Origin of the sequence: Enterococcus sp. DIV0546 (assembly GCF_051712785.1) — a bacterium.
Taxonomy (GTDB): Bacteria; Bacillota; Bacilli; order Lactobacillales; family Enterococcaceae; genus Enterococcus; species Enterococcus faecalis.
Genome location: NZ_JBIOPO010000001.1, coordinates 317,712 through 341,456, shown reverse-complemented (window position 1 = coordinate 341,456; position 23,745 = coordinate 317,712). Strand labels below are relative to the sequence as shown.

Here is a 23,745-nt window from a genome sequence, read left to right as displayed (position 1 = left end):
CTAGATTATGCTTCTCTGCATAGTCATAGGCGCAATTTTGTTATCATTACATGATTTTTTGATACTGACTGTATTTTAGCAAATTCGTCTGGGAAAGTGTAACACCAATACCAAGTCTCTGGGGCACGGTCATTGTCCCTTTCTCTAAAACAAAAGGTTCAGTGATGATATCTTCATAAAAATAGCGTTCCGTGGCTGAAATATCACCTGGAAAGGAAAAGGTAGGCTGTGACGCAAATTGCAAATTCAATGCGCGTCCAACACCAGACTCAAACATGCCACCTAACCAAACCAATAAATCATTTTCTTGGCAAAATGTGGCAATCTTCAACGCCTCGTGAATCCCACCTACACGAGGAATCTTCAAATTGATACTACGGCAACTTCCCAATGCTAACGCCACTTGGCAGTCTTTGAGACTACGAATATTTTCATCCAAACAAATTCTTGTCTTCAGTTCTCTTTGTAATTGTGCGTGATCTAAAAAATCATCTGCAGCAAAAGGCTGTTCAATCATCGCTAATTGATAGTGATCTAAACGTTGCAATTGAGGCAAATCAGCCAATGTATACGCTGAATTGGCATCGACCATTAAAGGCAAGTTAGGAAAATGCTGACGAATCAAAGCAACGGGTTCCACATCATAACCGGGACGAATTTTCAGCTTCACTCGTTGATACCCTTTTTCTACAGCTAACTGAACTTGTTTAAGCAATTGAGGTAAGTCTTTTTGAATCCCTAAACTAATCCCTACAGGAATTTTCCTCCGCGTTGGTCCAAAAAATTCAGTTAAACTCTTCTGTTGCCGTTTGGCATATAAATCCCAGATGGCAGTTTCTAACGCAGCTTTTCCCATCCAATGCCCTTTAACTTCTTCAAAAATTGTTGAAACCTCTTGCGGCTGTTCAATCGCTTCTGTTAAAAGTAACGGAATTAAATGCTGTTGGATGATGAAGCGTTCGGTTACCAACGTTTCTTGCACATAATCAGGTTGCTCAAAAGCCACTAATTCGCCAAAACCTTGATTTCCTTGCTCATCCGTTATTACAAATAGATCAAACGCTTTTTCTTCCAAGCGACCATAGCTCGTGACAAACGGCGTTTTTAAAGGCAAACGAACCTGATAGGTTTCAATTGATTGAATGTTCATTCAGACGGCTCCTTCCAATAACGCTGTCACCTTTTCATAGAAAATCGTTGGTTGTTCTAAATGGATACAATGTCCTGCTTCAGGAAAAATTGTCAGCCTCAACAACGGTTGACGTGCCTGCATTTTTTTCGCAATTCCAATAAATTTTTGATCTTCGCCGCCTACCAATAAATCGGTAGGAATCGGCTGCAATTCTGCTAGACGTTCCCAGTAACTCTCTTGCGCTCCTGTACCCATATACCACAAACTACTAGCCAACCCAAAGGCCGATTGGCTCAAACGTTCCTGACGAATGGCCATTTGCTGTGCCACAGGCAAGGCTTTTTGCGTTTGAAATAACGGTAATTCTTGCCAGAAATCAATAAAATCCACCAGCGGTTCCTCTAAGAGACGTTCCGCCAAACGATGATCTTGACAGATACGAGTCTGACGTTCTGCGGCGGTGGCCAAACCTGGCGATCCACTTTCCAATAAAAGATGCTGTACCTTTTGTGGATAATGTAATGCAAAACCTAAAGCTGTTCGTGCGCCCATTGAATAGCCTAATAAACAAAAGCAAGGCAAATTTAGCGATTCGGTTAGTTCAGCAAGATCATGGCAAACCTGTTTCATGGTATAACGCTCTGGTGCTACCAAACTAGCAGTCGCGCCATGCCCAGGTAAGTCAATTCCTAAAACGTTATAAGGTGTTTGACTGGGAAAAACGGCTGCAAACGTGGCTAACGTTCCTGTGAAACCATGTAAACAGACTAGTGTCGTTCGCTTTGCATCAAAAGGTGTTAACCATTGATAATGGTACTGCATCCCCCGAATTAACCGTTCCATGAAATCCCCTGTCTTTCTACTCGTCTACCAATTTCAGCTAAAATTGATTCGTACAAATGAACATTCTCTTGACGATTTCCTTTGACTTCGATCACTTGAAATTGTGGTTCTTCAGCCGCTGCTTGTAAAATTTGCTTAAGCTCCACGATTGTTTTGACTTCTTGGTACGAAGCACCGTAAAGTTCAGCAACTAACGAAAAATCTAAATCAAGCGGTGTTCCAAATAAAGGCTCGAAATCGTCCTCACGTAAAGTTCGTTGAGATAGAAAAGAGAAAATCCCGCCACCATTGTTATTTAATAAAACAATTGTTAACGGCAACTGATAACGTTTAGCCAAAAATAAACCATTCATATCATGATATAGTGCTAAATCACCAATCAGTAGAACGTTTTGCTGTGTCGGTGCTACGGCACTCATTCCTAAAGCAGTTGAAACAATCCCATCAATCCCGTTGATGCCGCGATTTCCAAACATCCGATAAGGGCGACTATCCATAAATCGATCTAAGTAGCGGATAGCCATACTATTAGATACAAATAACTGACCGTTCTCTTTCATCGTTTGGTGAACAGCTAAGCTGGCTGTTGTTTCATTTAATTCTGTCGCGTTCAGCGTTTCTAGAAGAACTTCAGAGACCGTTTTTTCCAGCAGGAGCCATTGTGCTAACCAAGTCGCTTCTGTTGGTTTGACAACCGTTAGTAGTTGTTCTACAAACGTGGTTTCCTTTGCCTGAATAACGGTTTGTGATTTTTTCAATTGCTCTTGCCATTGCCCATTTTCGTCCACAAAATAAAAAGTAGTCTCTGTCGTTGCTAAGCGTTTCAACCATAACATGATGTTTTTAGAAATTGGCAGCGAACCAAAGCGCACTACCACTTCTGGTTCTTGTGGCAAGGTCGCCACATTTAGAAACAGATCACTATGTGCAATAACAACTTCACTATTTTGCCCATGTGTCACAATGTTTGCTAAAGGATCCGCTAGTAACGGCCATTGCAAAGCTTCGGCTAATTGAATAAATAACGCCGCTTCTTCCTCTGTATGACTGCCACCGACAACCAAAACGCCGTTTTTCTGGTACCATTGATCCGCTAGCTGTTGCACTTGTTCTGTAGAAAGGATTGATTGACCAGCGAATAAAGCCGTTTGTTGAGAACTCTTTGTTTTTCTCTCTAAGTCAGGTAATAATGGTTCCCGCAAAGGAAAATTCAAATGAACAGGTGCTGCAGGCGTTTGTTGCGCGAATGCTGCTCCTTTAGCGCCTTGCCAATAGGCGTAATTCAACATCTCTTCTGTTGCTTCTGGCAAAGCCATTTCAACAAATAATTTCACGTGATTTTGATACATTTGTAATTGGTCCATGGCTTGAGGAGCACCAACTTGACGTAACTCATGCGGCCGATCCGTTGTTAAAACGACTAAAGGCACATGGCTAATATTGGCTTCACAAATTGCTGGATAATAGTTTGCAGCTGCTGTTCCAGAGGTACAAAGTAAGACCACTGGTTTTTGACTCGCTTTACTTAATCCTAAAGCAAAAAAAGCAGCGGAACGTTCATCGACATCGACAAAAGTTTGGATTGCGGTTTCCCGATGAAGTAATAAAGCCAGTGGTGTGGAACGGGACCCTGGACTAATGACTGCTTGTTCAACCCCACTATTTTTTAAGCCTTCAATAAAGGCCATTAAATAATCGGTCATTGTTTCTTGATGATTCATTAAACCTTCCCTCCAATTCCTCGTAACATCGGTTGAAATTTTATTTTCGTTTCTTCTCTTTCTAGCTCTGCTTGGGAATCCGCAACAATACCACAACCTGCATAAAGAACGCCTTGCTGACCAGCAAAGACACCTGAACGCAAGGCCACAGCAAACTCGCCACTATCATCATTCCCTGAAATCCAACCGATTGGCGCACCATATAACCCACGACTCCTTGGCTCATATTGTCGAATCCATTCGACTGCCAACTCTTTGGGCTCACCGCCTAAAGCTGGCGTTGGGTGTAGCTGCATCACACTTTCCAAAAACGAAATTCCCGGTTTACGTTGACCTGAGATTGGCACATAAAGATGTTGTACATCTCGATTTTCCAAAATAATGGGTGCTTGAATACTGTTTTCAGAAGTCGTCATCTTTGCCAACTCTTTCGCTAAACGTTCCACCACAATTTGGTGTTCTCCGGTATTTTTGCGGTCTTGTAAAAGTTGTGCTCCTAAAGCTTTCGTTTCTTCTGATGTTTGACCCGTTTTAATGGTTCCTGCAATACAAGCGGTCGCAAACGTTTCTCTAGTACCCAACAGAAGTCGTTCTGGTGTTGCACCAATGAAACTTGTGTCATTGGCTTCCAAAGCAAACAAATACGTATTTTGTTGTTGTGCCATTAAATTAACGAGCACTTGGTTACTTCGAATTTTTTCAGGACTGCTCACAGCAAGTTGTCGAGCCAAAACCACTTTTTTTAAAGGGCCATCTTCTCTTAAGACTGCTACTGTTTCGTTGACAGCTTGTAGCCATTCAGTCACGGCAACTTCTTCCTTGTCAATCTTTGTTTCCGCTACAGCTGGCAACTCCTCACAGGTAGCTAACAAGCGATCAAACTGAGCCACCAAAGTCGACCAACGTTCCTCGACTTCTTGTTCACTAGAACCTGAAAAGTTCAGCGTTCCATAAATACGTGAACCTGAAAAAGTAAATAGAATACTTGGTAGATAAAACCAACCTTCCCCTAACTCTCCCCAGGCCTCAGTAGGCGTTTGTTCTGTATCAAAAGGCAAACCGCCAAACAGAAGAGCCCCCGTACCAGAAATAGACATATTTTGAAAACGAGTTGCCGCCTCTTTTTTTAAAAAGTTGTTCAATTGCTGCGTTTCTGTTTCTGCGCCTTTTAAGATAGTTTCATATCCGAAGCCAACCAAAGCAAAATCTTTTTTCGGCGTTTGCCAAAAAAAACGTTCTCCTCGGTATGCCTTTTCACCAGCGGCAAAAATTGCCAAGGCTGTTTGTTCTGTTTCTAATGGAAAAACCCAACTGAACTGACGGGCATTCTTCTGATAGGCTTGTCGTAATTCATCAGGCAATTTCATCTGATTAAAAACGCCTCTCTTTCTTCTGTCATGAAACGATGTTTGGCAATCTTTCCACTTGCTGTTTGTGGGAAAGAATGACAAAAATAAATGCGTTTCGGTCGTTTATATTTTGCCAGTTTTCGTGAACACTGGTCTTGAATTTGCGCTAAGGTGAGTTCTTGGTCACTAATCACATAAGCAACTGGAACGGCTCCCCATTGCGCATCTGGTTCTCCTACAACTGCCGCTGCTTTAATTCCTGTTATCGCCTGTAACACCTGTTCAACCTCAGTGGGGTAAATATTTTCACCACCAGAGATAATGAGTTCACTTAAACGACTAACCAAATACAGGTAACCTTGTGCATCTAAATAGCCCATGTCGCCTGTTTTAAACCAACCATCTGCTGTCCATTTTTCAGGTTGACGATGGTTAAGGTAACCTGAAACAACGTTTGGTCCCTTAAGTAAAATTTCCCCGACTTGCTTTTCTGGCTGTTCTTGTCCTAGTTCATCAACAATTTTGATCTGCATATCTTTTAACGGTTGCCCAGCAGAGCCGATTTTCAGCGCCGCATCTTCAAATTTCAAGGCAACAACTTGCGAACACGTTTCCGTCATCCCGTAAGATTGAATGACTGGAATCCCTTTTTCCTCACACTGCGCTAATTTATCCGGTGCAATCGGTCCGCCGCCCAATAACATTCCTTTAAAGCTGACGCTGTAGCCAGCTTCAGGATAGACAGACAATAATTGTTGTAACATTGTCGCAACCACTGAAATGACGGTTCCACGGCCTTCTTGTAAATCTTGTGTCACTTGCTGTTCATCAAATTTATCGTAAAGGCGAATACTACAACCTAAGACGAGTTGTCGAACAACAATCGACAATCCGCTAATGTGAAATAATGGGACTGCACACAACCAACAATCTTCAGCAGTAATCCCCATATTTTCTTGAGTGCCTCTAGCACTGGCCAAATGATTTTTAAACCGTTGCAAAACCCCTTTAGGCTGTCCTGTAGTTCCAGATGTATACATAATAGAAGCCACCGACTCTAAGTCACTTGGCTGTTGAAACTCCTGACGTGAAAGACTATGCTGTTTTTTAATCATTGGCTGAACGTCGACAAAAGAAATTTCTTCTAACAAAGCCTGCGTTTCAGGCGCACCAATAATCGTTTTAACTTGCGCATCTTTTAACTGAAAAGTCAGTTCAGCAAGTGTCAAATGCGTATTTAAAAATAATAACTCTTTCCCCAATTCCCATAAGGCTAGAATTGAAAAATACAACTCTTTGCTGTTCTTACTGAATAAAGCCACACGTTTTTCTTCTGGTGCAAGCACCTGTTGATATGTGGCTACCCAATGGCTGACTTCTTGTTGCACTTCTAAAAACGTCCAAGATTCATCCTGAAAATAAAAAGCAGGATGATCGGGACGTTTTTGTACTTGTTTATTTAACCAAGTCATTGGTTTATGGGAATTTAGGGAATTGATCGAAATCTGGTGTCCGTTTTTCTTTAAATGCATCTCGGCCTTCTTGTGCTTCAGCCATTGTATAGTAAAGAAGTGTCGCATCACCAGCTAATTGTTGCACACCAGCCAAGCCATCTGTATCGGCATTTAAAGAGGCTTTAATCATCCGTAAAGCAATCGGGCTTTTGGTTAACATTTCTTCTGCCCACTCCATTGTCACATCTTCTACTTGATCCAATGGAACAACGGTATTAATCCAGCCCATATCTAAAGCTTCTTGGGCAGAATATTGTTTACACATAAACCAAACTTCTTTCGCTTTTTTATGGCCGATAACGCGCGCCAAGTAACCTGAGCCGTATCCACCATCAAAGCTACCGACATTTGGTCCTGTTTGCCCAAACTTAGCATTTTCAGCCGCAATTGTTAAATCACAAACTAATTGTAAAACATTGCCGCCGCCAATGGACCAGCCTTTCACCATTGCGATTACTGGTTTGGGAATGACACGGATTAACCGTTGTAAATCTAACACATTTAAACGTGGAATGTTGTCTTCGCCAACGTAACCACCATTACCTCGAACTTTTTGATCGCCACCAGAACAGAATGCTTGGTCACCTGCGCCTGTTAAAATAATAACCCCGACATCTTCTTTATCACGACTAATGTTGAATGCATCAATCATTTCCATGACTGTTTTTGGTGTGAATGCGTTGTGAACATGCGGGCGGTTGATAGTAATTTTTGCTACTTTGCCTGCTTGCTCAAATAAAATTTCATCATATTCTTTAATTGTTGTCCAGTTTCTCATTAGGAAACCTCCTTCATTAATCTCATCTTTTCTATTATACACAAGAATCGGCACTTTAGAGAAAAAGTCGCTTGAATTTTAAGAAAAAACATGGCTATTTCAAATTTTCTTCATTCCTGTATAATAAATAAAAAACCTTTTATTAGAAAGGACTGATTACTATTCATCTTTTAGAGTATTTAGGCATCACGATTCAACAGGTTTCTGCTGAGAAATGTCAGCTTACTTTAGCGGTAAAAGACGTGCATAAACAACCCTATGGCCTTGTCCACGGGGGCTTAAACGGCGTCTTAATTGAAACTGCCTGTAGTTTAGGTGCGAACGAAAACGTTCCTGAAAACACTTTTGCTGTCGGCATAGACTTACAAGTAAATCATCTTCGTAGTGTCCATGATGGTAGCCTTACCGTGATTGCGACACCCGATCACTCGGGAAAGACCCTTCAAGTTTGGGAAGCAAAAATATATAACGCAGACCACCAATTGACGAGCGTGGGGCGTTGTACCTTAACAAATCGACAAAAAAAACAGTAATCTTTACAGGTTACTGTTTTTTTGTTTATGGTTTTTAATAAGTAATTAGATTACTTCGTTTATTTAATTTTAGTACCAACCATTTGCTAACCAGAATGATTTAGCTGCATCCCATGAACCATAGCGACCTGCTACGTACTGATCTGCCACGCGTTCTTGGTTGGCAGGTGAATAGTCACCATTTAAATAAGAGGCAGATAATTGGTAACGACCGATATACTGACCGTTTGTTGCATCGTAAGAACCACTAGATTCACGTTGTGCGATCCACTCTTTTGCATCACTGCTTGCGGCAGGTGCTGCTGGTTGCGCTACTTCTTGAGCAACAGGTTGTTGTACTTCTTGTTGTACTGGTTGTGCAACAGGTTGTTCAACTACTTGTTGAACTGGTGCAACTTCTACAGCTGGTGCTGGAGTATTAGCAACTTCTTTTTCTGAACGAATAACTAATTGTTCTCCTTCAAAAATTAAATCAAGGTTTGGCAATTTGTTATCAGAAGCAATTTTTTGAATTAAGCTATTGTCTCCTGCAAATTGATGAGAAATTGTTGATAAAGTATCTCCTGCTTTAACTGTATATAAGCTTTCTGCGTTTGCGTCTGTTCCTAAGAATAATCCTAAACCTGCGGCCAAAGTTGTTCCAAGTAAAATCGTTTTGATTGATTTCATGTATGTTTCTCCTTTGTAATTAAAAATATTTGATTGTTGCTCTTAGCACTCGGCAACAACCACGTCTGCTTCGCTTTATCGAAACGACTTCACATACTTTATCATCGAATGGCCGGCCGTAGGTGAATATCTCGTGACAATTTATTACTAGAATGTCGGTTTTGTTACATTTTGTAATAAAAAGCTGCTGGAAGCTTGATATTATCCTGTTTATATTTTGCGAAAAAAAGTTAAAAAAACAGGATTTTATTTTTGAGAAACCGTTTTCCAACCCTTGATTAGCCCTTAAATGTCGGTTTTTTTACATTCGTTTCAGTCAAAAAGTAACAAAATGTTAAAGATACTAGACATAAGAATGTTTTTTTCAAAAACTCACGCCTAAAAAGAACAGGTGTTTTCTTTGAATTTTTTTATCATTCACTATTTATATTTTTCCTTCTATTATATAGATAAATTTTTTGTCGTATTCATTTTTCGATTCTGAAAAAACACTAAGCACTTCCTATTGAAACAAAAAGAGTTAAACAAAAAAATCTTATATTTTGCTTGTTATTTATTCATTTTAATCTTATTCAAAAAAGGAACAGCTAAAGCAACTATGAAAACAAAGTATTGAAAATAAAGCAGAATAAATATTTATTTTTATTGTAATTCACGAATAAAAAACAAACAATCACTCGAACGCTTGTTATTTAAAAACGTAATCAGTTTTTTCTCTTTCTATTTTCCAATCTATGAGTAATAAAATATATGAATCTACATTTAAGTCATTTTATTATCAAATATTCTGAATATTATAAGAATTGGAGTTTTATCTATGAGTGACAAAGAACAACTTGAGAAATTAGACAAATCCTTTCTGGGACAACCGAAAGGACTAGCAACACTGTTCTTCACAGAAATGTGGGAACGTTTCAGTTACTACGGCATGCGTGCTATTCTAATGTATTACATTTACGATACCGTAGCCAATGGCGGTTTAGGTCTCCCCAAAGCAACTGCCTTAGCCATCATGTCCATTTATGGATCAATGGTTTTCATGTCCAGTATCATTGGCGGTTGGGTCTCTGACCGTGTCTTAGGTTCAAGGAAAACTGTTTTTATTGGTGGTTTGTTAATCATTGCTGGACATATTGTTCTCGCTACCCCATTTGGTGTCCCCGCCTTATTCGTTTCTATTATGTTAATTGTATTTGGGACTGGGATGTTAAAACCAAACGTTTCAGGGATGGTTGGCCATCTTTATTCAAAAACTGACTTACGTAGAGATGCAGGCTTCTCCATTTTTTACATGGGGATTAATATCGGAGCCTTAATCGCTCCCCTTGTTGTCGGAACTTTAGGACAAGAATATAATTATCATTTAGGCTTTTCCGTTGCCGCAGTTGGGATGTTCTTCGGGTTACTACAATATTATTTCCAAGGACGTAAATCTCTGGCTGGGATTGGTCAGGCCCCAACTAATCCAATGTCTAAAGAAGAGCAAAAGAAATTTGCTAAAGCATTTATGTTGGCAATTGTCGTTGCTTTACTTATTTTTGGTGGCGCCTATGTCACAGGACATTTAACAATTGATTTCTTTATTAATACCATCAGCGTGTTAGGAATCCTGTTACCTGTTTATTATTTCAGCAAAATGTTAACGTCTAAAGATGTCACTGCTGAAGAAAAACCAAAAGTTCTGGCTTACTTGCCATTATTCTTAGCAGCAATTGTTTTCTGGTCATTGGAAGAACAAGGTTCGTCTATTCTTGCTCTATTTGCAAATGAACGGACGCAAACGAGTTTGTTTGGCTTCCCGATTGCCGCTAGCTGGTTCCAATCATTAAATCCTGTATTCGTAGTTATTTTGACCCCTATTTTTGTTACATTATGGACAAAACTAGGTAAACGTCAACCATCAACAGTTGTGAAGTTTTCACTAGGGCTAGTCTTTGCTGGTCTTTCCTTCGTCTTATTAATGTTGCCAGGTCTACTTTATGGTACCGAAGGACGGGTGAGTCCACTTTGGTTATTCTTTAGTTTCTTCATTATGATTGTCGGAGAAATGTGTTTATCTCCCGTTGGCTTATCGATTACTACAAAATTAGCACCGAAAGCTTTTGAAGCTCAAACCGTTGCTATTTGGTTATTAGCAGATGCCGCTTCACAAGCCATTAATGCTCAAATTGCTCGTTTCTATACACCTGGAACAGAGTCAGCCTATTTTGGGATTGTCGGACTTGTAGCTGTCGTTGCCGGGATTCTCTTATTCATTGTGAAAAAACCAATCCAAAACTTAATGGGTGACGTCCGTTAAACCGTCAAAAAGTTGCCTTTCTCTTTTTTTAAAGGCAACTTTTTTATACAGTATTTTGATAACGTTTTCAACAAGTGGTATACTAAATAGAAGGAGGACGAGGACATGCGTTACTTAATTGGCGGTATTTTTTTATTGATTAGTATCTGGCAATTCATTGTTACTGGACGGACATTTTCCTACTTAAAGAAAGAGGGCGGTAAAAGAACCTCACCATTTATTCTGTTAGGACTATGGAGTAGTTTAGTGTTTGCTATTATTTCATTTGCTGTGGCGATTGCTTCTTTCTTTTATGTGAGTTTTTAGTAGAAGGCTAGCCATAAGTAAAAGGAGCGAGATTGCTAGTCTCGCTCCTTTTACTTATTTTTTATGGTTGTTTTCCAATATAAGCTAAAATTCCACCATCGACATATAAGATATGTCCGTTAACAAAGTCAGAAGCGTTAGATGCTAAGAAAACTGCTGGGCCAGCTAAGTCTGCTGGTGTGCCCCAACGATTAGCAGGTGTTCGTCCCAAGATGAATTCGTTAAATGGATGCCCTGGTTCTCTTAATGGCGCCGTCTGTGGCGTTTCAATGTAGCCAGGTCCAATCCCATTACATTGAATATTATATTGTCCATATTCAGAAGCAATATTTTTCGTTAACATTTTTAGTCCGCCTTTTGCTGCCGCGTACGCACTAACTGTTTCACGACCTAGTTCACTCATCATTGAACAGATATTGATAATTTTGCCATGACCCTTTTCAATCATATCTGGAATAACCGCTTTTGCCATAATAAATGGCGCATTCAAGTCAACATCAATCACTTGACGGAACTCTTCTGCTGACATATCCACCATTGGAATTCGTTTAATAATTCCCGCATTATTGACTAAAATATCAATAGAGCCGACTTCTTCTTTAATCTGAGCAACCATCGCTTGAACTTGCTCTTCATCAGTGACATCACACACATAACCACGTGCTTCAATCCCTGCAGCCCGATAATTTTCCAAACCTTGTTCAACTGATTCAGGAGATAAGTTATTAAAAACAATTGTTGCTCCTGCTTCAGCTAGGGATTTCGCAATCTCAAAGCCAATCCCATAAACAGCACCTGTAATTAACGCTACTTTTCCATCTAATTGAAAATCATTCATTTTAAATTCCATGTTTTCTCCTCTTTCTTTGGTTTATTTTAATTGATCCATCGCAACCATATCCATGTCTGTGTACGTAATATTTTCTCCGCACATGGCCCAAATAAAGGAATAATTACTTGTACCAACCCCAGAATGAATTGACCAGCTTGGTGAAATGGCTGCTTGTTCATTACTCATTACTAAATGTTTCGTTTCATCTGGTTTACCCATCATGTGGAAAATCCGCGTATCTTCTTCCATATCAAAATAAACATACGCTTCCATCCGACGTTCATGTGTATGACAAGGCATTGTATTCCAAGCGCTACCTGGTTCTAAAATGGTGTAACCCATTTGTAACTGGCAACTTTCACAAACGTTCGGATGAATGTATTGGTAAATTTTACGTTGGTTCAATGTTAATGGATCACCCGTTTCCATTGGGGTAATTTCATCAATACTAATTTTTACGTTCGGATATTTATGATGTGCTGGGACACAACTAATGTAAAATTTCGCTGGATTATCAGGGTTTTCTGAAGAAAAACGAACATGTTTTGTTTCTTTCCCAATATAATAGCCATCTTGTTTTTTCATTGTTTCTTTGGCGCCATCAATTTCAATAAAGCCTGGTCCCCCAATATTAATAACTCCTAGTTCACGGCGTTCTAAGAAATAATCAACTCCTAATTCCTTGTCCAAAATAATTTCTAATTCTTCTGTGGTTGGTGTCACACCACCAAAAATCATCCGATCATTATGTGTGTAGGTTAAGCTGATTGCACCTGGAATAAAAACTTTCTCTACTAAAAATTCATCTCTCAATTGTTCTGTTGAATAGTGACGGATATCCGCCGGACTATGTGTATAACGTGTTTCCATATTTTGCATAACTAAAATCTCCTATCTATTTATTTTTCCTGAGCCCGTTGCCAAAAAAGCAAGGACTTCTTTTTGACTAAATTGATTACAATCACCATGGACAGTATGTTTTAACGCACTAGCTGCTGTCGCAAAATCAATACAGGTTTGTGGATCATAGGCAGCTAATAAACCATGTAAAACCCCACCAGCAAACGCATCACCGGCACCGACACGGTCAACAATCGGTTGTAATCGATGACATTTAGACGTATAATACGCACCTTTGTACCATAGCGTTCCGATTAATTCATTATCTGTCGCTGAATGAACTTGACGTTTGGTTGAATAAAATACTTGAATGTTGGGATAACGTTCTTGCATTTTTCGGTAGTACCACGTTAATGCGTCTTCAAGTTCTTCCTCTGGTTCTGGAATCTCCAGTAAATAACGAGCATCTAATACCCCAGCTGAACAAATATCAACAAATGGAAGAATGGCCTTCAATGCCACGCTCGCTTCTTTCTGGGACCAAAGTTTCCCTCGATAATTAATGTCAAAACTTACTTGGCACCCTGCTTGCTTCGCTACTTTAACTAGCGCAACCGTCATACTTTGCCACGTTTTTGATAACGCCGCTGTAATCCCTGAAATATGAAAGATCTCTACTCCTGAAAACAGCTCATGTAAGTCCCATTCCATTTCTTCGATTTGAGCAAAGCTTGAATAGGCGCGATCATAGACAACACTGGCTGCTCGTTCTCCTGTACCAGTTTCCAAGTAATACGTTCCTAGACGTGTTCCGCCAGTTCGTACAAATTCCGTTGAAACCCCATAACGACTTAAATGCTTTTTGGCGGCTTCTCCTAATGAATTATCGGGCACTTTACTAGCAAAAGTCACTTGGTGGCCATAGTTCGCTAACGAAATCGCTACATTCGCTTCACCACCGCCGTAATGTACAGCGAAATTTTCTGTTTGTGCTACGCGTATTCCGACAGGCGTTGACAAACGCAACATGAGTTCTCCCAATGTTACGACTTTCCCCATGTGCCTACACCCCTTTGATTGCTTGGAATTTTTCCATATAGGTTTGGGCAACCTCACGAACTTTTTCAAAATCCCCAGTTGCTGCTGGCGCTAACAGATTGCCACCAACACCGACAGCCGTCACACCTGCAGCAAACCACTCGGCCATATTTTCCAAACTGACACCACCCGTTGGCATAATATTTAACTGAGGAAATGGCGCTTTAAATGCCGAAATAACACTCGGTCCATAAACACTTCCCGGAAATAGTTTAATAATATCTGCTCCGCTTTTCAGTGCTTCTTTCATTTCTGTGATGGTCATACAGCCTGGCAAATAGGGAACTTGATATAAATTGCAAATTTTAGCGGTTTCTTCATCGAAGCTTGGACTCACAATATATTCAGCTCCTGCTACAATAGCTAAACGAGCAGTCGTAGCATCCAAAACTGTCCCCGCACCAATGACTACGTCAGGATTCTCTTTGTATAACGCAACTAATTCCTGAATCACTTCTGTTGCTTGAGGAACAGTAAAGGTTAACTCAATCCCCCGCATACCGCCTGCTACAATGGCTTGACTAGCTTTTAGCGCTTCCTCTTTTGTCTTTCCGCGAACCACAGCAATCACGCCAGCATTTTCTAATTTTTTTAAAATTGATACTCGCTTCAACAGACTCCCTCATTTCTTATTTAGAAATATATATTTATTATAAAGAAATTCACAACTTCATTATACAGATAAAAAAAGAAAATGCAAACGTTTTTACAAAAATAAAAAAAGAAAGACAAACAAAAATCCCAATCGACTTTTGTTTGTCTTTCTTTTTCTACTATAATTTCGCTTCAATCGCTGCTTTTGTTGCTAAAAGGGCTTGATTAATCGTCGTTTTATTTTCCTCTGTCAAACGATATTTCGGCATGCTTACACTAAAAGCACCCGCAATTTCGCCATCTTTCATTAAAGATACTCCGCTACAGAAAATATCTTGTTCAATTTCTTCATCATCGTAAGCAACCCCCGTTTGTTGCACTTGTTTTAATTCTTTTTTCAAACGCAAGGGATTGGTAATCGTATTTTCGGTATAGGGAATTAATGTCTGCGTGTCTAAATATTGTTGCACTTGTTCTTCCGAAAATTCTGCTAAAACGGCTTTACCCATGGCCGAATTATACAAAGGTCGAGTAATTCCCACTTTCGAGGACATGCGAATCGTTTGATTTTTCGGTTCTAATTTATTGATATACAGAATTTCATTATTATTTAAAATCCCTAAATGAATGGTTTCATCGACCGTATTTTGAAGGTTTTCTAAATAAGGTACCGCAATTTCAGCTAAATCGATTTGCTCCACACTTTGATTCGCATAACGAATCAATTTTGTTCCTAAGCGGTACGTTTTGTTCGTGTCTTTTTGAACATAGCCAATTAATGTTAAGGTTTCTAAAATTTTGATTGCCGTTGATGCCGTCATTTCGGTATTCTTTGCAATTTCCTGTAAGGTTTGATCGGGTTGTAAACTTAGACAGTCCATGATTTTAGCCGCTTTTAACAAGACTGTTCCGTAAGGTTTTGTTTCTTTCATCGAAACCCTCCTTTTCCATATAAGAAATTATATAGAAAAATAAAGAAATTGCAAGAAAAAAAGAACTCGAAGATTCATTCAGTAACGTTTTACTTTCACTTCAGGTCTTTCTCCCAGTCCTATTTCATTCTTATTTTCTTTTCTTTAACTCATCAGAAACATCTGCATCCTTAGGGATTAAAAGATACTCACTGACTTCTGTGGTTTCATTAAATACGACATATAATTTTTGTTCTTCATCGAAATCGCCCAAATCAATCGCTACGTAATTGGGACAAACTTCTGAGATACCATGAAACATTTGACTAAAGATTTTTTTCGTCATCCCCACATTACGATGCTGCTCTTCTGCTTTTTCCACCGCACTTTGTAACGTATATCCTTCATCTAAAAAACGCTTGATCCAATGCACTTTGACGACTGTATGTAACCGATATTTCCGTGGGCCGTTTGCGTCTTTCGCAATGGAAGAAATATACCCTTTTTCTTCCCAATAACGAAGTTGACGTGGCGAAACTTCAGCAATTTCACTTAGTTCACTAATTCCTATCAACAAATTTTCTTCATTTAACAAACGCTGAATCATTTTTGACCACATTAGTTTAACTTCCTTTCCCTTATCCTTTCCTTAATTGTAGTTTTTTTTACACCTTTGTCAAGTAAGTTGACAAAGATTCTAATTAGTTGTAAAGTAGTTAATGCAATTTAATTTGAAACTTACAGAAAAAGGAGCGATATATGTGACTTCACAACAACCTGTGGATATTCACGGAAAACCTTATAACCGGTCGTTACTAGTCGGTGTTTTACTAATCGGAACATTTTGTACGATTTTAAACCAAACACTTTTAACGACGGCCTTACCTACATTAATGAAAGAATTTGATATCTCAGCTTCAAGTGTACAGTGGCTAACCACTGGATTCCTACTTGTGAACGGCATTATGATTCCCATCAGTGCTTGGTTGATTAACAAATTCAGTTCAAAAAAATTATACATAACAGCGATGTCAACGTTCTTAATCGGAACCATCATCTGTTTTGTAGCTCAAGACTTCGGCATGTTATTGACTGGACGTCTTGTTCAAGCCGCAGGGGTCGGCGTATCTATGCCTCTTTTACAAACAATTATGCTTTCAATTTTCCCGCCTGAAAAACGTGGCGCTGCCATGGGCACAACGGGAATTGTTATCGGATTAGCACCCGCTTTAGGTCCAACATTGTCTGGTTGGATTATTGATTCTTATACATGGCGTGACCTTTTTGGGATGGTCATTCCAATTGTTGTTTTAGTCCTAATTTTGGCTTCATTTTTAATGAAAAATGTCATCCAATTATCTAATCCAAGTATCGATGTCTTATCGGTCATTCTTTCTACTCTCGGCTTCGGTAGCTTACTTTACGGCTTCTCAAGCGTTGGTGATAAAGGGTGGGGTAGCCCGCAAGTCTATGGATTCTTAATTGTTGGTGCGATTGTTTTATGTCTTTTTACATATCGACAATTGCATTTAGAACAACCTTTCTTAGAACTACGCGTTTTTAAATCAAAAGTCTTTACTGTTGCAGCCATTTTATCTGGCGTAACCAACATGGCAATGATTGGTGCCGAAATGGTTTTACCTTTGTATATCCAAAATATTCGTGGCGAATCTGCCTTCCATTCAGGGTTAATGCTTTTACCAGGAGCGTTAGTCATGGGACTTATGATGCCAGTAACGGGTCGCATTTTTGATAAAATTGGTGCCCGTCGTCTTGCGATTACTGGGATGTTTATTTTAACAGCTGCAACGTTACCGTTTGCTTTCTTAACAAAAGCAACACCTATTATTTATATCATTGTCCTATATGCGATTCGGATGTTTGGTATTTCGATGGTCATGATGCCTGTGACAACTTCTGGCATGAATGCTTTACCAATGAATTTATTAAGTCACGGAACTGCTGTAAACAACACCTTCCGACAAGTAGCCAGCTCAATTGGAACAGCTGTTTTGATTAGTGTTTTAACAAATGTTACCAAAGACGGCTTACCTGCATCGGACTTATTAAAAACAGCCCCACTCGCTTATCGCGACCAAGCAACAAACGCAACACTAAACGGTTATCACGCAGCCTTCTTCGTGGCAACAATCTTTGGCGTTCTCGGCTTGGCGATCACTTTCTTCTTAAATAAAAAAGAAGCGATGCCTGTTAAGGAAGTAGGTGCAATGAAATAATGATTATTTTCCTTTTAATCCTTTGCGTGTTAGGCTTTGCCTATACGAATGTATTTGGCCGAAAAGTCTGGCATAAATTCTGTATGGTTATTTTTGGTTTAGGGTTCTTAGCTTCGTTAAGTCTTATCGTTTTAAACGATAAAGATCATTTTGGTATGACCGAAGTTACTCAGGACAAAACGTTTGAACTAAAAAGCAGTAGTTCAAGCAAAGATGGCCCCAACATGTTATTGTACCAGCCGTTGGGCGATGGTTCCGAAAAAGTTTATTTATATAACACACCAGATAAAAAGAAACTACAAAAAACAGGAACGGAAAACGTCACAAACACAGTTCAAAAAGATGCTCAAAAAGCCACATTAGTCCAAAAAACGACGAAATGGTCCTATCAAGAGTCTTGGGCCAAAACACTATTTGGCCTTGCTGATAACGATAACCAATTTGCAAAACAAGAAAACACCTTCAACGTTGCTAGTGACTGGCTAGTTTTAAGTGCTGATCAAGCCAAAAAATTAGGCGAATATATGGAACAACATGCCGCTGATATCAAAAAAGAAGGGACTGAAACAGTTGGCAAAAAAATGATGGCCGCTATGATGGCGAATCCATCAATGTCCCAAGAAGAACAAGCAAAACTCACCGAACAATATACCAAAGAGTTTCAACAAGAATTGATTCAGAAAATTCTTAGTGATATGGAATAAAAAAGCGAGCTTGATAGGATCATCAAAAAAGATGTGACTACCAAGCTCTTCTTTTTAATTATAAATCGCTTTAATCGGATCCATCCTCGAGGCACCAATTGCTGGAATAATCCCGAAAAAGATACCTGTGAAGACCGAAACCAATGTTGAAATAGCAAAGATGGACGGCGTAATAATTGGCGTAATCGAAATATACCCACCGACCACAGTTGCCAATAAGTAGCCGCAGCCGACACCAATCAAACCACCAATCAATGTGATAAACGCTGCTTCCATTAAAAATTGGAATAAAATGACTCGTGGTTTAGCACCAATGGCCCGACGAATCCCGATTTCTCGTTTCCGTTCCGTGACAGACACATACATGATGTTCATGACGCCAATTCCCCCGACTAATAGGGAGATTGCAGTAATTGCCATCAGAAACATTGTCATACCCGTGACCATTTCTTCCATTTGTTGTTGGAGTTGTTGGTCTTGGTCGTTTTCTTTAAACGTTCCTTTCACTTCAGGATGATTTTCACTTAAAATAGTGATTGCCTGTCCTAAAATTGCTTCACGGTCCGCTCCCTCACGAACCTTAATATTGATGCCGCTAATTGCTTTTGTTTTTGCTAATTTATTGTATGATTCTCGAGAAACAAAACTGCTCATAGCAGTTGCCCAATCATCATTCATACCCAAACTATCTAAATCTTTTGGTGCTAAAATACCAATCACCTTGTACATATAACCACCAATTGAAACAGCTTTTCCAATGAGTTGGCTAGGATCATCAAGCCGAATTTGCGCTTCAAAGATATCATGATTTAAGACAATTGCATCTGTATTTGCATCGCTCGGTTGAAAATCACGACCATATAAAATATCATTCTGCCCTTTAGTCGACGTAATGGATAAATTCGCTTGCGCCCCAAAATAATCCATTGGTACAAACAAATTGTCTCCGCCCCCCATCATTGATTCACCATATTGAGGATAAATACTTTCAATTCCTTGAATGTCTTGTAATTTTTTCAAGTCCACTCGGCTAAACGTATAATCTGGCTCTTCATAGGACATAAAATTGTCACTGCTACCATCTGACATTGTATAATGAATCTTCAAAACATCCGCGTTCACTGCACTGGATGCCTTCACAACTTGACGCTTCATCCCTTCACCTAGCGCAGAAATCGTTACGACTGATGTAATCCCAATAATAATCCCGACCATCGTTAAAAATACCCGCAACTTATGCGCCTTTAAGCTTAAAAAAGTACTAACAAATAAATTAGCAATCATCTAATCACCTCTTCTTCCAAAAAGCGACCATCTTTCATATGAATCACTCGTGAGGCATATTTTTTCATATCTTCATCATGTGTCACCATGACAATTGTTTTGCCCTGTTCATTCAATTCTTTCAATAATTCCATGATTTCTGTACCCGTTTCACTATCCAATGCCCCAGTCGGTTCATCAGCCATAATCAATAATGGATCATTCACCAAGGAACGAGCAATGGCTACTCTTTGTTGCTGTCCTCCAGAAAGTTCAGTAACTTTTGATTTGGCTTTTGTTTCCAAACCGACAATTTTTAGGTATTTTTCAGCAATCGCTTTTTTCTCAGCACGGCTTTTTTTCCCTTCATAAACACAGGGCAATTGAACATTTTGACTAACATTTAAGGAATTAATCAAGAAAAATTGTTGAAAAATAAATCCTAGATATTCATTGCGAAAGGCTGATTTTTTATTTTCAGACAATTTTGAAACATCTGTTCCTGAAAAATGATAGCTTCCGTCTGTTAAGCGATCCAAGAAACCAATAATGTTCATCAGCGTTGTCTTACCGCTACCGGACTTCCCCATGATTAAAATGAACTCTCCTTGATGGATGGTCAAGTTCAATTCTTTTAAAACATGTAGTTTTTCCTTACCTACTGGATAGAACTTGTTAATGTCCCGCAATTCAATGAGGGGTTGATTTGTATTGTTTGCTTCCACCATCAAGCCCTCCTATTTCGACGCATCTGTCATTGATTCGTTGGTTGCTGATTCATCAGAAGCAATCGCTGCATCTGATTCCACAATATCACCGACTTTTACTGGTTTTTTTGAAGAAATAACCACTCGGTCGGCTGATTCTAAGCCAGATTCAATCGCCATTTTGTCGCCATTTTCTTGCCCGACTTGGACATCACGACGAATGATGGTTCCAAAATCATTCACTAAAACGTAGGCCTGTTCACCCTCTTTTTGAATCGCTTTTTTCGGTAACTCAATCGCCCCTAAATCGCCTAAATCAATGGTTGCTTGCATATGGTAGCCATTTTTGACTTTGTCTAAATTGGCCAACGCAATTTTGACGCTATAACTAGACATCGTCGTGCCGCCCTCTGGATTGCCACTCGCGGCATCGCTGTTGCCTTCAGGAGGATTATCATCGATGTAAGAAATTGAGCCATCCACAACCACATTGTTGGAAACAGAAGTTAGTTTAGCTTTTTGCCCAACACTAATTTTAGTCAAATCCTTTTCATTCACTTTCCCAGCTAAATAAAGATCTTCTGAAGTTAACCGTAAAATCGGTGAATTGGCATCTTTTACTTCTGGAATTGATACGCGACCTTTGAAATTAGCCTTTGTGGAAATATATTGCTTCGCTCCTAAATCCGCTAAGGTTTCATTGGTAAAGGTAATCTCTTCATCTACCGCATCGACTTCTGTTTGATATTGTTCATTTAAATCATCACCAGACATCGTGCGGTCTTCTTCTTTAGTTTTATTAAATTTATCAATGGCCCGATTCCACTTATTATAGATATTCGCCCGCTTCGTTTCTAATTTGGCTAAGCTATTTTGTTGTGCCTCAATTTCTTTTGTGACCGCCTCATCTTCATAAGTAAATAATTCTGTGCCTGCATCTACGACATCGCCGTTTTTCACCTTAATCTCTGGATCCTTTGTTATTTTTTGATCACGCGCAAAGGCTTCCATTTGTTCCGGTTGGATGACACCGTTAATATAAATTTGTTGCAAGTCGGGAACGTCAAAATAGTCAATTCCCCAGTCATCTTTAGGCGCTTGCTTGACAGCTACTTGTTGTGCATTTTTATTTAACGCATTCACAGTTACGATGCCCCCAACCGCAATTACCGCAACTGCCCCCAATATAATTATCGTTTTCTTCTTCATTTTCTTCGTTTCATCTCCTCATTCTGTCTATTTTCCCCAACAAACTAAATTGCTCGGTCGTTCACTTATAACTATTTAACCATGCTTGAATTCAAGAAACAAGGGCATTTCTCTAGGCCTTTAGTCTGATTTATTTCATTTTTGTTCATTTTTTTATTTATTTCACGACAATAAATAACCATTGTTGGGTCTTTGTGTTTCAACAATCTAAAAAGGTTATTTTTATGTTATTTATAACTAAACTATGCGCAATCGAGATTTTTTGCTTCTTTTTTTATTTAAGGTACACTAGAAGAAACAATTGAAAGTGAGGGCTTGCCATGAAAGTCATTATTTTTGGCGGTAGCGGTTTTTTAGGTCAACAAATCGCGAAAATTTTAGTCCAACGCCAACATCAAGTCATCAGTGTTTCACGTCATGGAAAGCCTGCCACGCTCTCCGCATCTTGGAGCCACCAAGTGCAGTGGGTATGCTCCGATGTTACTCGTGACACGAATTGGCAAGAACAAGTCCAGCGTGCTGACTGGGTCATTGATACAGTAGGTATTTTATTTGAAAATCCACGAAAAAAGAAAACCTATCAACGGCTAATTCTGACGCCAGTGAAAAAAATCAGCTCTTTTTTAGCACAACAAAAAAAGCCAGCTAAGTTTTTATTTATTTCAGCCAATACTGTTCCTTTCCCTTTGAGAAAATATATGGATGCCAAATTGGCAGCGGAGGAACTAATCCACCAAGAAGTCGCCGAAGCAGTAATTTTTTATCCTAGTTTACTTGTAGGTCAAGAACGTACCGGCACCATACTTTTTAGTAAATGTATTTATTTTTTTAAGAAAATCCCCTTTTTAAAGAACTTATTTATTGGCTATGATCCCGTGCCTGTAGCAGAAATGGCACACGAAATTGTTCACGTTTTAGAAGGCGGCAATTCTATTTATACACACAGAAGGACCCGTTAACAAGTTATCTCCCGATCGTCTCTGTCTAGAGGCGGTTTTTTTGTGTTACAATACAACTGTTCGGAGGAGAGAAGAAGCATGAAAAAAATTGCCATTATTGGCGGCGGCATTATCGGAATGACGTTAGCTAATTATTTAGATCCACAAAAATTTGACATTACCGTTTATGATGAAGGGCTCGGCCAAGCGACTAAAGCGAGTGCCGGGATTATTTCCCCTTGGCTATCCAAACGTCGGAATAAGAAATGGTACCAATTAGCGCGAGAGGGCGCTGCCCTATTTCCAAAACTAGTCAAAGATTTTCAGCTGACGGAGGATATTTATCGTCAATCAGGGACAGTCATTTTGCGCCCGGCAGCTGCTTTGGCAGACTTAGCCCATTTGGCAGAAGAGCGTAAGCAAACTGCACCTGAAATTGGAGAAATCACGATGTTGTCAGCGGTTCAAACAGCGAAGTTCTTACCGCTACTTAAGGAAACTCCCTCACTTTTTATTTCTGGCGGCGGTCGCCTAGATGGACCAGCTTATCTAAACCATCTTCAGAAACGCGCCGAAGCCAAAGGGGTCACTTTTTGTTCACAACGGGCGCACTTTCGACAACTGAATCAAGGGTGGGAAATTGTCACAAATTCAGAAAAAAAGAGCGTTGATTTTCTCGCTTTAACACCTGGTCCTCATTTAAAGGAATTACTCGCTACTTTAAATTTATCTGTGGACATTCGTCCCCAAAAAGGACAATTATTAGTTTTCGAGACCCCTTTTACAAACAGTCAGCAATGGCCTGTTGCTATGTTAGATGGCGAAGCCGATTTAATTCCTTTTAATCAAGGAAAAATTTTATTAGGTGCCACCCACGAAAATGAACAAGCCTGGGATTTAGAAGAGACTGTTAGCGCTTTTCAACAACTAACTTCTGGGACTGCGCCATTTCTAAAAGAAGCAGAGCAGCTTTTTAAGCAACCCATGCATTACCGCGTCGGTACACGTGCTTATACATCTGATTTCGCTCCGTTTTTTGGCCCTTTGCCAGAAATGCCCCACCTTGTGGTTGCTAGCGGACTTGGTTCATCAGGACTCACTACTGGCCCATTCATTGGTTACCAATTAGCTGAATACTTCAATACAGGTACCTTCAAAGGAGAACTTTATCAAAAACCACTTAGTCAATATGTTAAAAACAACCCCTCACTTTAATCAGCGAGCGGTTGTTTTTTCCTTTTAATTAAGAAATGTGAAGTATCTTGGTA

General features: G+C 39.5%; 23 protein-coding genes. 7 read left to right on the top strand and 16 right to left on the bottom strand.

Features of this window, described 5'->3' with window-relative positions:
* Positions 1-46 precede the first annotated feature (46 nt).
* The 6 genes from menC to menB are packed head-to-tail and all read right to left on the bottom strand — an operon-like array spanning position 47 to position 7,391.
* Positions 47-1,150 carry an o-succinylbenzoate synthase gene (gene menC, locus IGJ24_RS01715; RefSeq protein ID WP_129193904.1) on the bottom strand — a complete coding sequence of 368 codons (1,104 nt, stop codon included), beginning with the start codon at positions 1,148-1,150 and terminating at the stop codon, positions 47-49.
* On the bottom strand, positions 1,151-1,975 hold the full coding sequence (gene menH / locus IGJ24_RS01710; RefSeq protein WP_002367895.1) for a 2-succinyl-6-hydroxy-2,4-cyclohexadiene-1-carboxylate synthase: 825 nt from the start codon (positions 1,973-1,975) through the stop codon (positions 1,151-1,153).
* Entirely contained in the window at positions 1,963-3,696 is a 1,734-nt protein-coding gene (menD, locus tag IGJ24_RS01705; protein ID WP_002367893.1) for a 2-succinyl-5-enolpyruvyl-6-hydroxy-3-cyclohexene-1-carboxylic-acid synthase, read from the bottom strand. The genes menH and menD overlap by 13 nt, the downstream gene beginning before the upstream one ends.
* Positions 3,696-5,063 carry an isochorismate synthase gene (locus IGJ24_RS01700; protein ID WP_194178192.1) on the bottom strand — a complete coding sequence of 456 codons (1,368 nt, stop codon included), beginning with the start codon at positions 5,061-5,063 and terminating at the stop codon, positions 3,696-3,698. The genes menD and IGJ24_RS01700 overlap by 1 nt, the downstream gene beginning before the upstream one ends.
* A complete protein-coding gene (locus IGJ24_RS01695; RefSeq protein ID WP_129193940.1) occupies positions 5,060-6,517 on the bottom strand; it encodes an o-succinylbenzoate--CoA ligase in 1,458 nt (485 codons plus the stop codon). The genes IGJ24_RS01700 and IGJ24_RS01695 overlap by 4 nt, the downstream gene beginning before the upstream one ends.
* A gap of 4 nt (positions 6,518-6,521) precedes the next feature.
* Positions 6,522-7,391: a 1,4-dihydroxy-2-naphthoyl-CoA synthase gene (gene menB / locus IGJ24_RS01690; protein WP_002391106.1), complete on the bottom strand. Its 870-nt coding sequence runs from the start codon at positions 7,389-7,391 to the stop codon at positions 6,522-6,524.
* 98 nt (positions 7,392-7,489) lie between these two features.
* On the opposite strand from menB, the gene IGJ24_RS01685 reads away from it, so the two are divergent.
* Positions 7,490-7,870, top strand: a complete 381-nt coding sequence (locus IGJ24_RS01685; RefSeq protein ID WP_156190052.1) for a PaaI family thioesterase — start codon at positions 7,490-7,492, stop codon at positions 7,868-7,870.
* 69 nt (positions 7,871-7,939) lie between these two features.
* On the opposite strand, the gene IGJ24_RS01680 is transcribed toward IGJ24_RS01685, so the two are convergent.
* Complete coding sequence (locus IGJ24_RS01680; RefSeq protein WP_002355317.1) at positions 7,940-8,539, bottom strand: LysM peptidoglycan-binding domain-containing protein; 600 nt, start codon at positions 8,537-8,539, stop codon at positions 7,940-7,942.
* Positions 8,540-9,356: 817 nt separating this feature from the next.
* Here IGJ24_RS01680 and IGJ24_RS01675 point away from each other — a divergent pair.
* A complete protein-coding gene (locus IGJ24_RS01675) occupies positions 9,357-10,838 on the top strand; it encodes a peptide MFS transporter (RefSeq protein WP_002355315.1) in 1,482 nt (493 codons plus the stop codon).
* 105 nt (positions 10,839-10,943) lie between these two features.
* Positions 10,944-11,144 (top strand): hypothetical protein, encoded by a 201-nt coding sequence (locus tag IGJ24_RS01670; RefSeq protein ID WP_002355314.1) that lies wholly within the window; start codon positions 10,944-10,946, stop codon positions 11,142-11,144.
* A gap of 61 nt (positions 11,145-11,205) precedes the next feature.
* Here IGJ24_RS01670 and IGJ24_RS01665 read toward each other — a convergent pair whose 3' ends face one another.
* The 6 genes from IGJ24_RS01665 to IGJ24_RS01640 form a co-directional block, all read right to left on the bottom strand.
* A complete protein-coding gene (locus tag IGJ24_RS01665; RefSeq protein WP_002362994.1) occupies positions 11,206-11,994 on the bottom strand; it encodes a gluconate 5-dehydrogenase in 789 nt (262 codons plus the stop codon).
* A 21-nt stretch (positions 11,995-12,015) separates the two neighbouring features.
* Positions 12,016-12,855, bottom strand: coding sequence for a 5-dehydro-4-deoxy-D-glucuronate isomerase (gene kduI / locus IGJ24_RS01660; protein WP_002355301.1), 840 nt, complete (start codon positions 12,853-12,855; stop codon positions 12,016-12,018).
* A gap of 12 nt (positions 12,856-12,867) precedes the next feature.
* Entirely contained in the window at positions 12,868-13,875 is a 1,008-nt protein-coding gene (locus tag IGJ24_RS01655; protein WP_289865492.1) for a sugar kinase, read from the bottom strand.
* 4 nt (positions 13,876-13,879) lie between these two features.
* Positions 13,880-14,527 (bottom strand): bifunctional 4-hydroxy-2-oxoglutarate aldolase/2-dehydro-3-deoxy-phosphogluconate aldolase, encoded by a 648-nt coding sequence (locus tag IGJ24_RS01650; protein ID WP_129193899.1) that lies wholly within the window; start codon positions 14,525-14,527, stop codon positions 13,880-13,882.
* A 160-nt stretch (positions 14,528-14,687) separates the two neighbouring features.
* Positions 14,688-15,440 (bottom strand): IclR family transcriptional regulator, encoded by a 753-nt coding sequence (locus tag IGJ24_RS01645; protein ID WP_002355294.1) that lies wholly within the window; start codon positions 15,438-15,440, stop codon positions 14,688-14,690.
* 130 nt (positions 15,441-15,570) lie between these two features.
* The gene (locus tag IGJ24_RS01640; RefSeq protein WP_002383688.1) at positions 15,571-16,038 is read right to left on the bottom strand and encodes a MerR family transcriptional regulator; all 468 of its coding nucleotides are present in this window, start codon (positions 16,036-16,038) and stop codon (positions 15,571-15,573) included.
* Between the two features lie 100 nt (positions 16,039-16,138).
* Here IGJ24_RS01640 and IGJ24_RS01635 point away from each other — a divergent pair, with 100 nt between their 5' ends.
* Together IGJ24_RS01635 and IGJ24_RS01630 are read left to right on the top strand one after the other, a co-directional pair.
* Positions 16,139-17,656, top strand: coding sequence for an MDR family MFS transporter (locus IGJ24_RS01635; RefSeq protein ID WP_002389910.1), 1,518 nt, complete (start codon positions 16,139-16,141; stop codon positions 17,654-17,656).
* Entirely contained in the window at positions 17,656-18,360 is a 705-nt protein-coding gene (locus tag IGJ24_RS01630) for a DUF4811 domain-containing protein (RefSeq protein ID WP_129193898.1), read from the top strand. The genes IGJ24_RS01635 and IGJ24_RS01630 overlap by 1 nt, the downstream gene beginning before the upstream one ends.
* A 54-nt stretch (positions 18,361-18,414) precedes the next feature.
* Here IGJ24_RS01630 and IGJ24_RS01625 read toward each other — a convergent pair whose 3' ends face one another.
* Genes IGJ24_RS01625 through IGJ24_RS01615 form a run of 3 tightly spaced genes read right to left on the bottom strand, consistent with a single transcriptional unit; the run spans position 18,415 to position 21,539 of the window.
* Complete coding sequence (locus IGJ24_RS01625; RefSeq protein ID WP_002355288.1) at positions 18,415-19,644, bottom strand: ABC transporter permease; 1,230 nt, start codon at positions 19,642-19,644, stop codon at positions 18,415-18,417.
* Complete coding sequence (locus IGJ24_RS01620; RefSeq protein ID WP_002383683.1) at positions 19,641-20,351, bottom strand: ABC transporter ATP-binding protein; 711 nt, start codon at positions 20,349-20,351, stop codon at positions 19,641-19,643. Before IGJ24_RS01620 ends, IGJ24_RS01625 begins: the two co-directional genes overlap by 4 nt.
* A 9-nt stretch (positions 20,352-20,360) precedes the next feature.
* On the bottom strand, positions 20,361-21,539 hold the full coding sequence (locus IGJ24_RS01615) for an efflux RND transporter periplasmic adaptor subunit (protein WP_002355284.1): 1,179 nt from the start codon (positions 21,537-21,539) through the stop codon (positions 20,361-20,363).
* 320 nt (positions 21,540-21,859) lie between these two features.
* Between IGJ24_RS01615 and IGJ24_RS01610 the strand changes: the two genes are divergently transcribed.
* On the top strand, positions 21,860-22,498 hold the full coding sequence (locus IGJ24_RS01610; RefSeq protein ID WP_129193897.1) for an NAD(P)H-binding protein: 639 nt from the start codon (positions 21,860-21,862) through the stop codon (positions 22,496-22,498).
* A gap of 78 nt (positions 22,499-22,576) precedes the next feature.
* Positions 22,577-23,692, top strand: coding sequence for an NAD(P)/FAD-dependent oxidoreductase (locus tag IGJ24_RS01605; RefSeq protein ID WP_129193896.1), 1,116 nt, complete (start codon positions 22,577-22,579; stop codon positions 23,690-23,692).
* Positions 23,693-23,745 lie beyond the last annotated feature (53 nt).

Excerpts from the sequence above, each read along its gene's own strand:
- IGJ24_RS01605 (WP_129193896.1), top strand. The coding sequence starts at position 22,577 with ATGAAAAAAATTGCCATTATTGGCGGCGGCATTATCGGAATGACGTTA.
- IGJ24_RS01665 (WP_002362994.1), bottom strand. The coding sequence starts at position 11,994 with ATGGAATTTAAAATGAATGATTTTCAATTAGATGGAAAAGTAGCGTTA.
- IGJ24_RS01675 (WP_002355315.1), top strand. The coding sequence starts at position 9,357 with ATGAGTGACAAAGAACAACTTGAGAAATTAGACAAATCCTTTCTGGGA.
- IGJ24_RS01655 (WP_289865492.1), bottom strand. The coding sequence starts at position 13,875 with ATGGGGAAAGTCGTAACATTGGGAGAACTCATGTTGCGTTTGTCAACG.
- IGJ24_RS01630 (WP_129193898.1), top strand. The coding sequence starts at position 17,656 with ATGATTATTTTCCTTTTAATCCTTTGCGTGTTAGGCTTTGCCTATACG.
- IGJ24_RS01620 (WP_002383683.1), bottom strand. The coding sequence starts at position 20,351 with ATGGTGGAAGCAAACAATACAAATCAACCCCTCATTGAATTGCGGGAC.
- menC (WP_129193904.1), bottom strand. The coding sequence starts at position 1,150 with ATGAACATTCAATCAATTGAAACCTATCAGGTTCGTTTGCCTTTAAAA.
- IGJ24_RS01700 (WP_194178192.1), bottom strand. The coding sequence starts at position 5,063 with ATGAAATTGCCTGATGAATTACGACAAGCCTATCAGAAGAATGCCCGT.
- IGJ24_RS01610 (WP_129193897.1), top strand. The coding sequence starts at position 21,860 with ATGAAAGTCATTATTTTTGGCGGTAGCGGTTTTTTAGGTCAACAAATC.
- IGJ24_RS01635 (WP_002389910.1), top strand. The coding sequence starts at position 16,139 with ATGCAATTTAATTTGAAACTTACAGAAAAAGGAGCGATATATGTGACT.
- IGJ24_RS01680 (WP_002355317.1), bottom strand. The coding sequence starts at position 8,539 with ATGAAATCAATCAAAACGATTTTACTTGGAACAACTTTGGCCGCAGGT.
- kduI (WP_002355301.1), bottom strand. The coding sequence starts at position 12,855 with ATGCAAAATATGGAAACACGTTATACACATAGTCCGGCGGATATCCGT.
- IGJ24_RS01670 (WP_002355314.1), top strand. The coding sequence starts at position 10,944 with ATGCGTTACTTAATTGGCGGTATTTTTTTATTGATTAGTATCTGGCAA.
- menD (WP_002367893.1), bottom strand. The coding sequence starts at position 3,696 with ATGAATCATCAAGAAACAATGACCGATTATTTAATGGCCTTTATTGAA.
- IGJ24_RS01640 (WP_002383688.1), bottom strand. The coding sequence starts at position 16,038 with ATGTGGTCAAAAATGATTCAGCGTTTGTTAAATGAAGAAAATTTGTTG.
- IGJ24_RS01625 (WP_002355288.1), bottom strand. The coding sequence starts at position 19,644 with ATGATTGCTAATTTATTTGTTAGTACTTTTTTAAGCTTAAAGGCGCAT.
- IGJ24_RS01615 (WP_002355284.1), bottom strand. The coding sequence starts at position 21,539 with ATGAAGAAGAAAACGATAATTATATTGGGGGCAGTTGCGGTAATTGCG.
- menH (WP_002367895.1), bottom strand. The coding sequence starts at position 1,975 with ATGGAACGGTTAATTCGGGGGATGCAGTACCATTATCAATGGTTAACA.
- IGJ24_RS01695 (WP_129193940.1), bottom strand. The coding sequence starts at position 6,517 with ATGACTTGGTTAAATAAACAAGTACAAAAACGTCCCGATCATCCTGCT.
- IGJ24_RS01645 (WP_002355294.1), bottom strand. The coding sequence starts at position 15,440 with ATGAAAGAAACAAAACCTTACGGAACAGTCTTGTTAAAAGCGGCTAAA.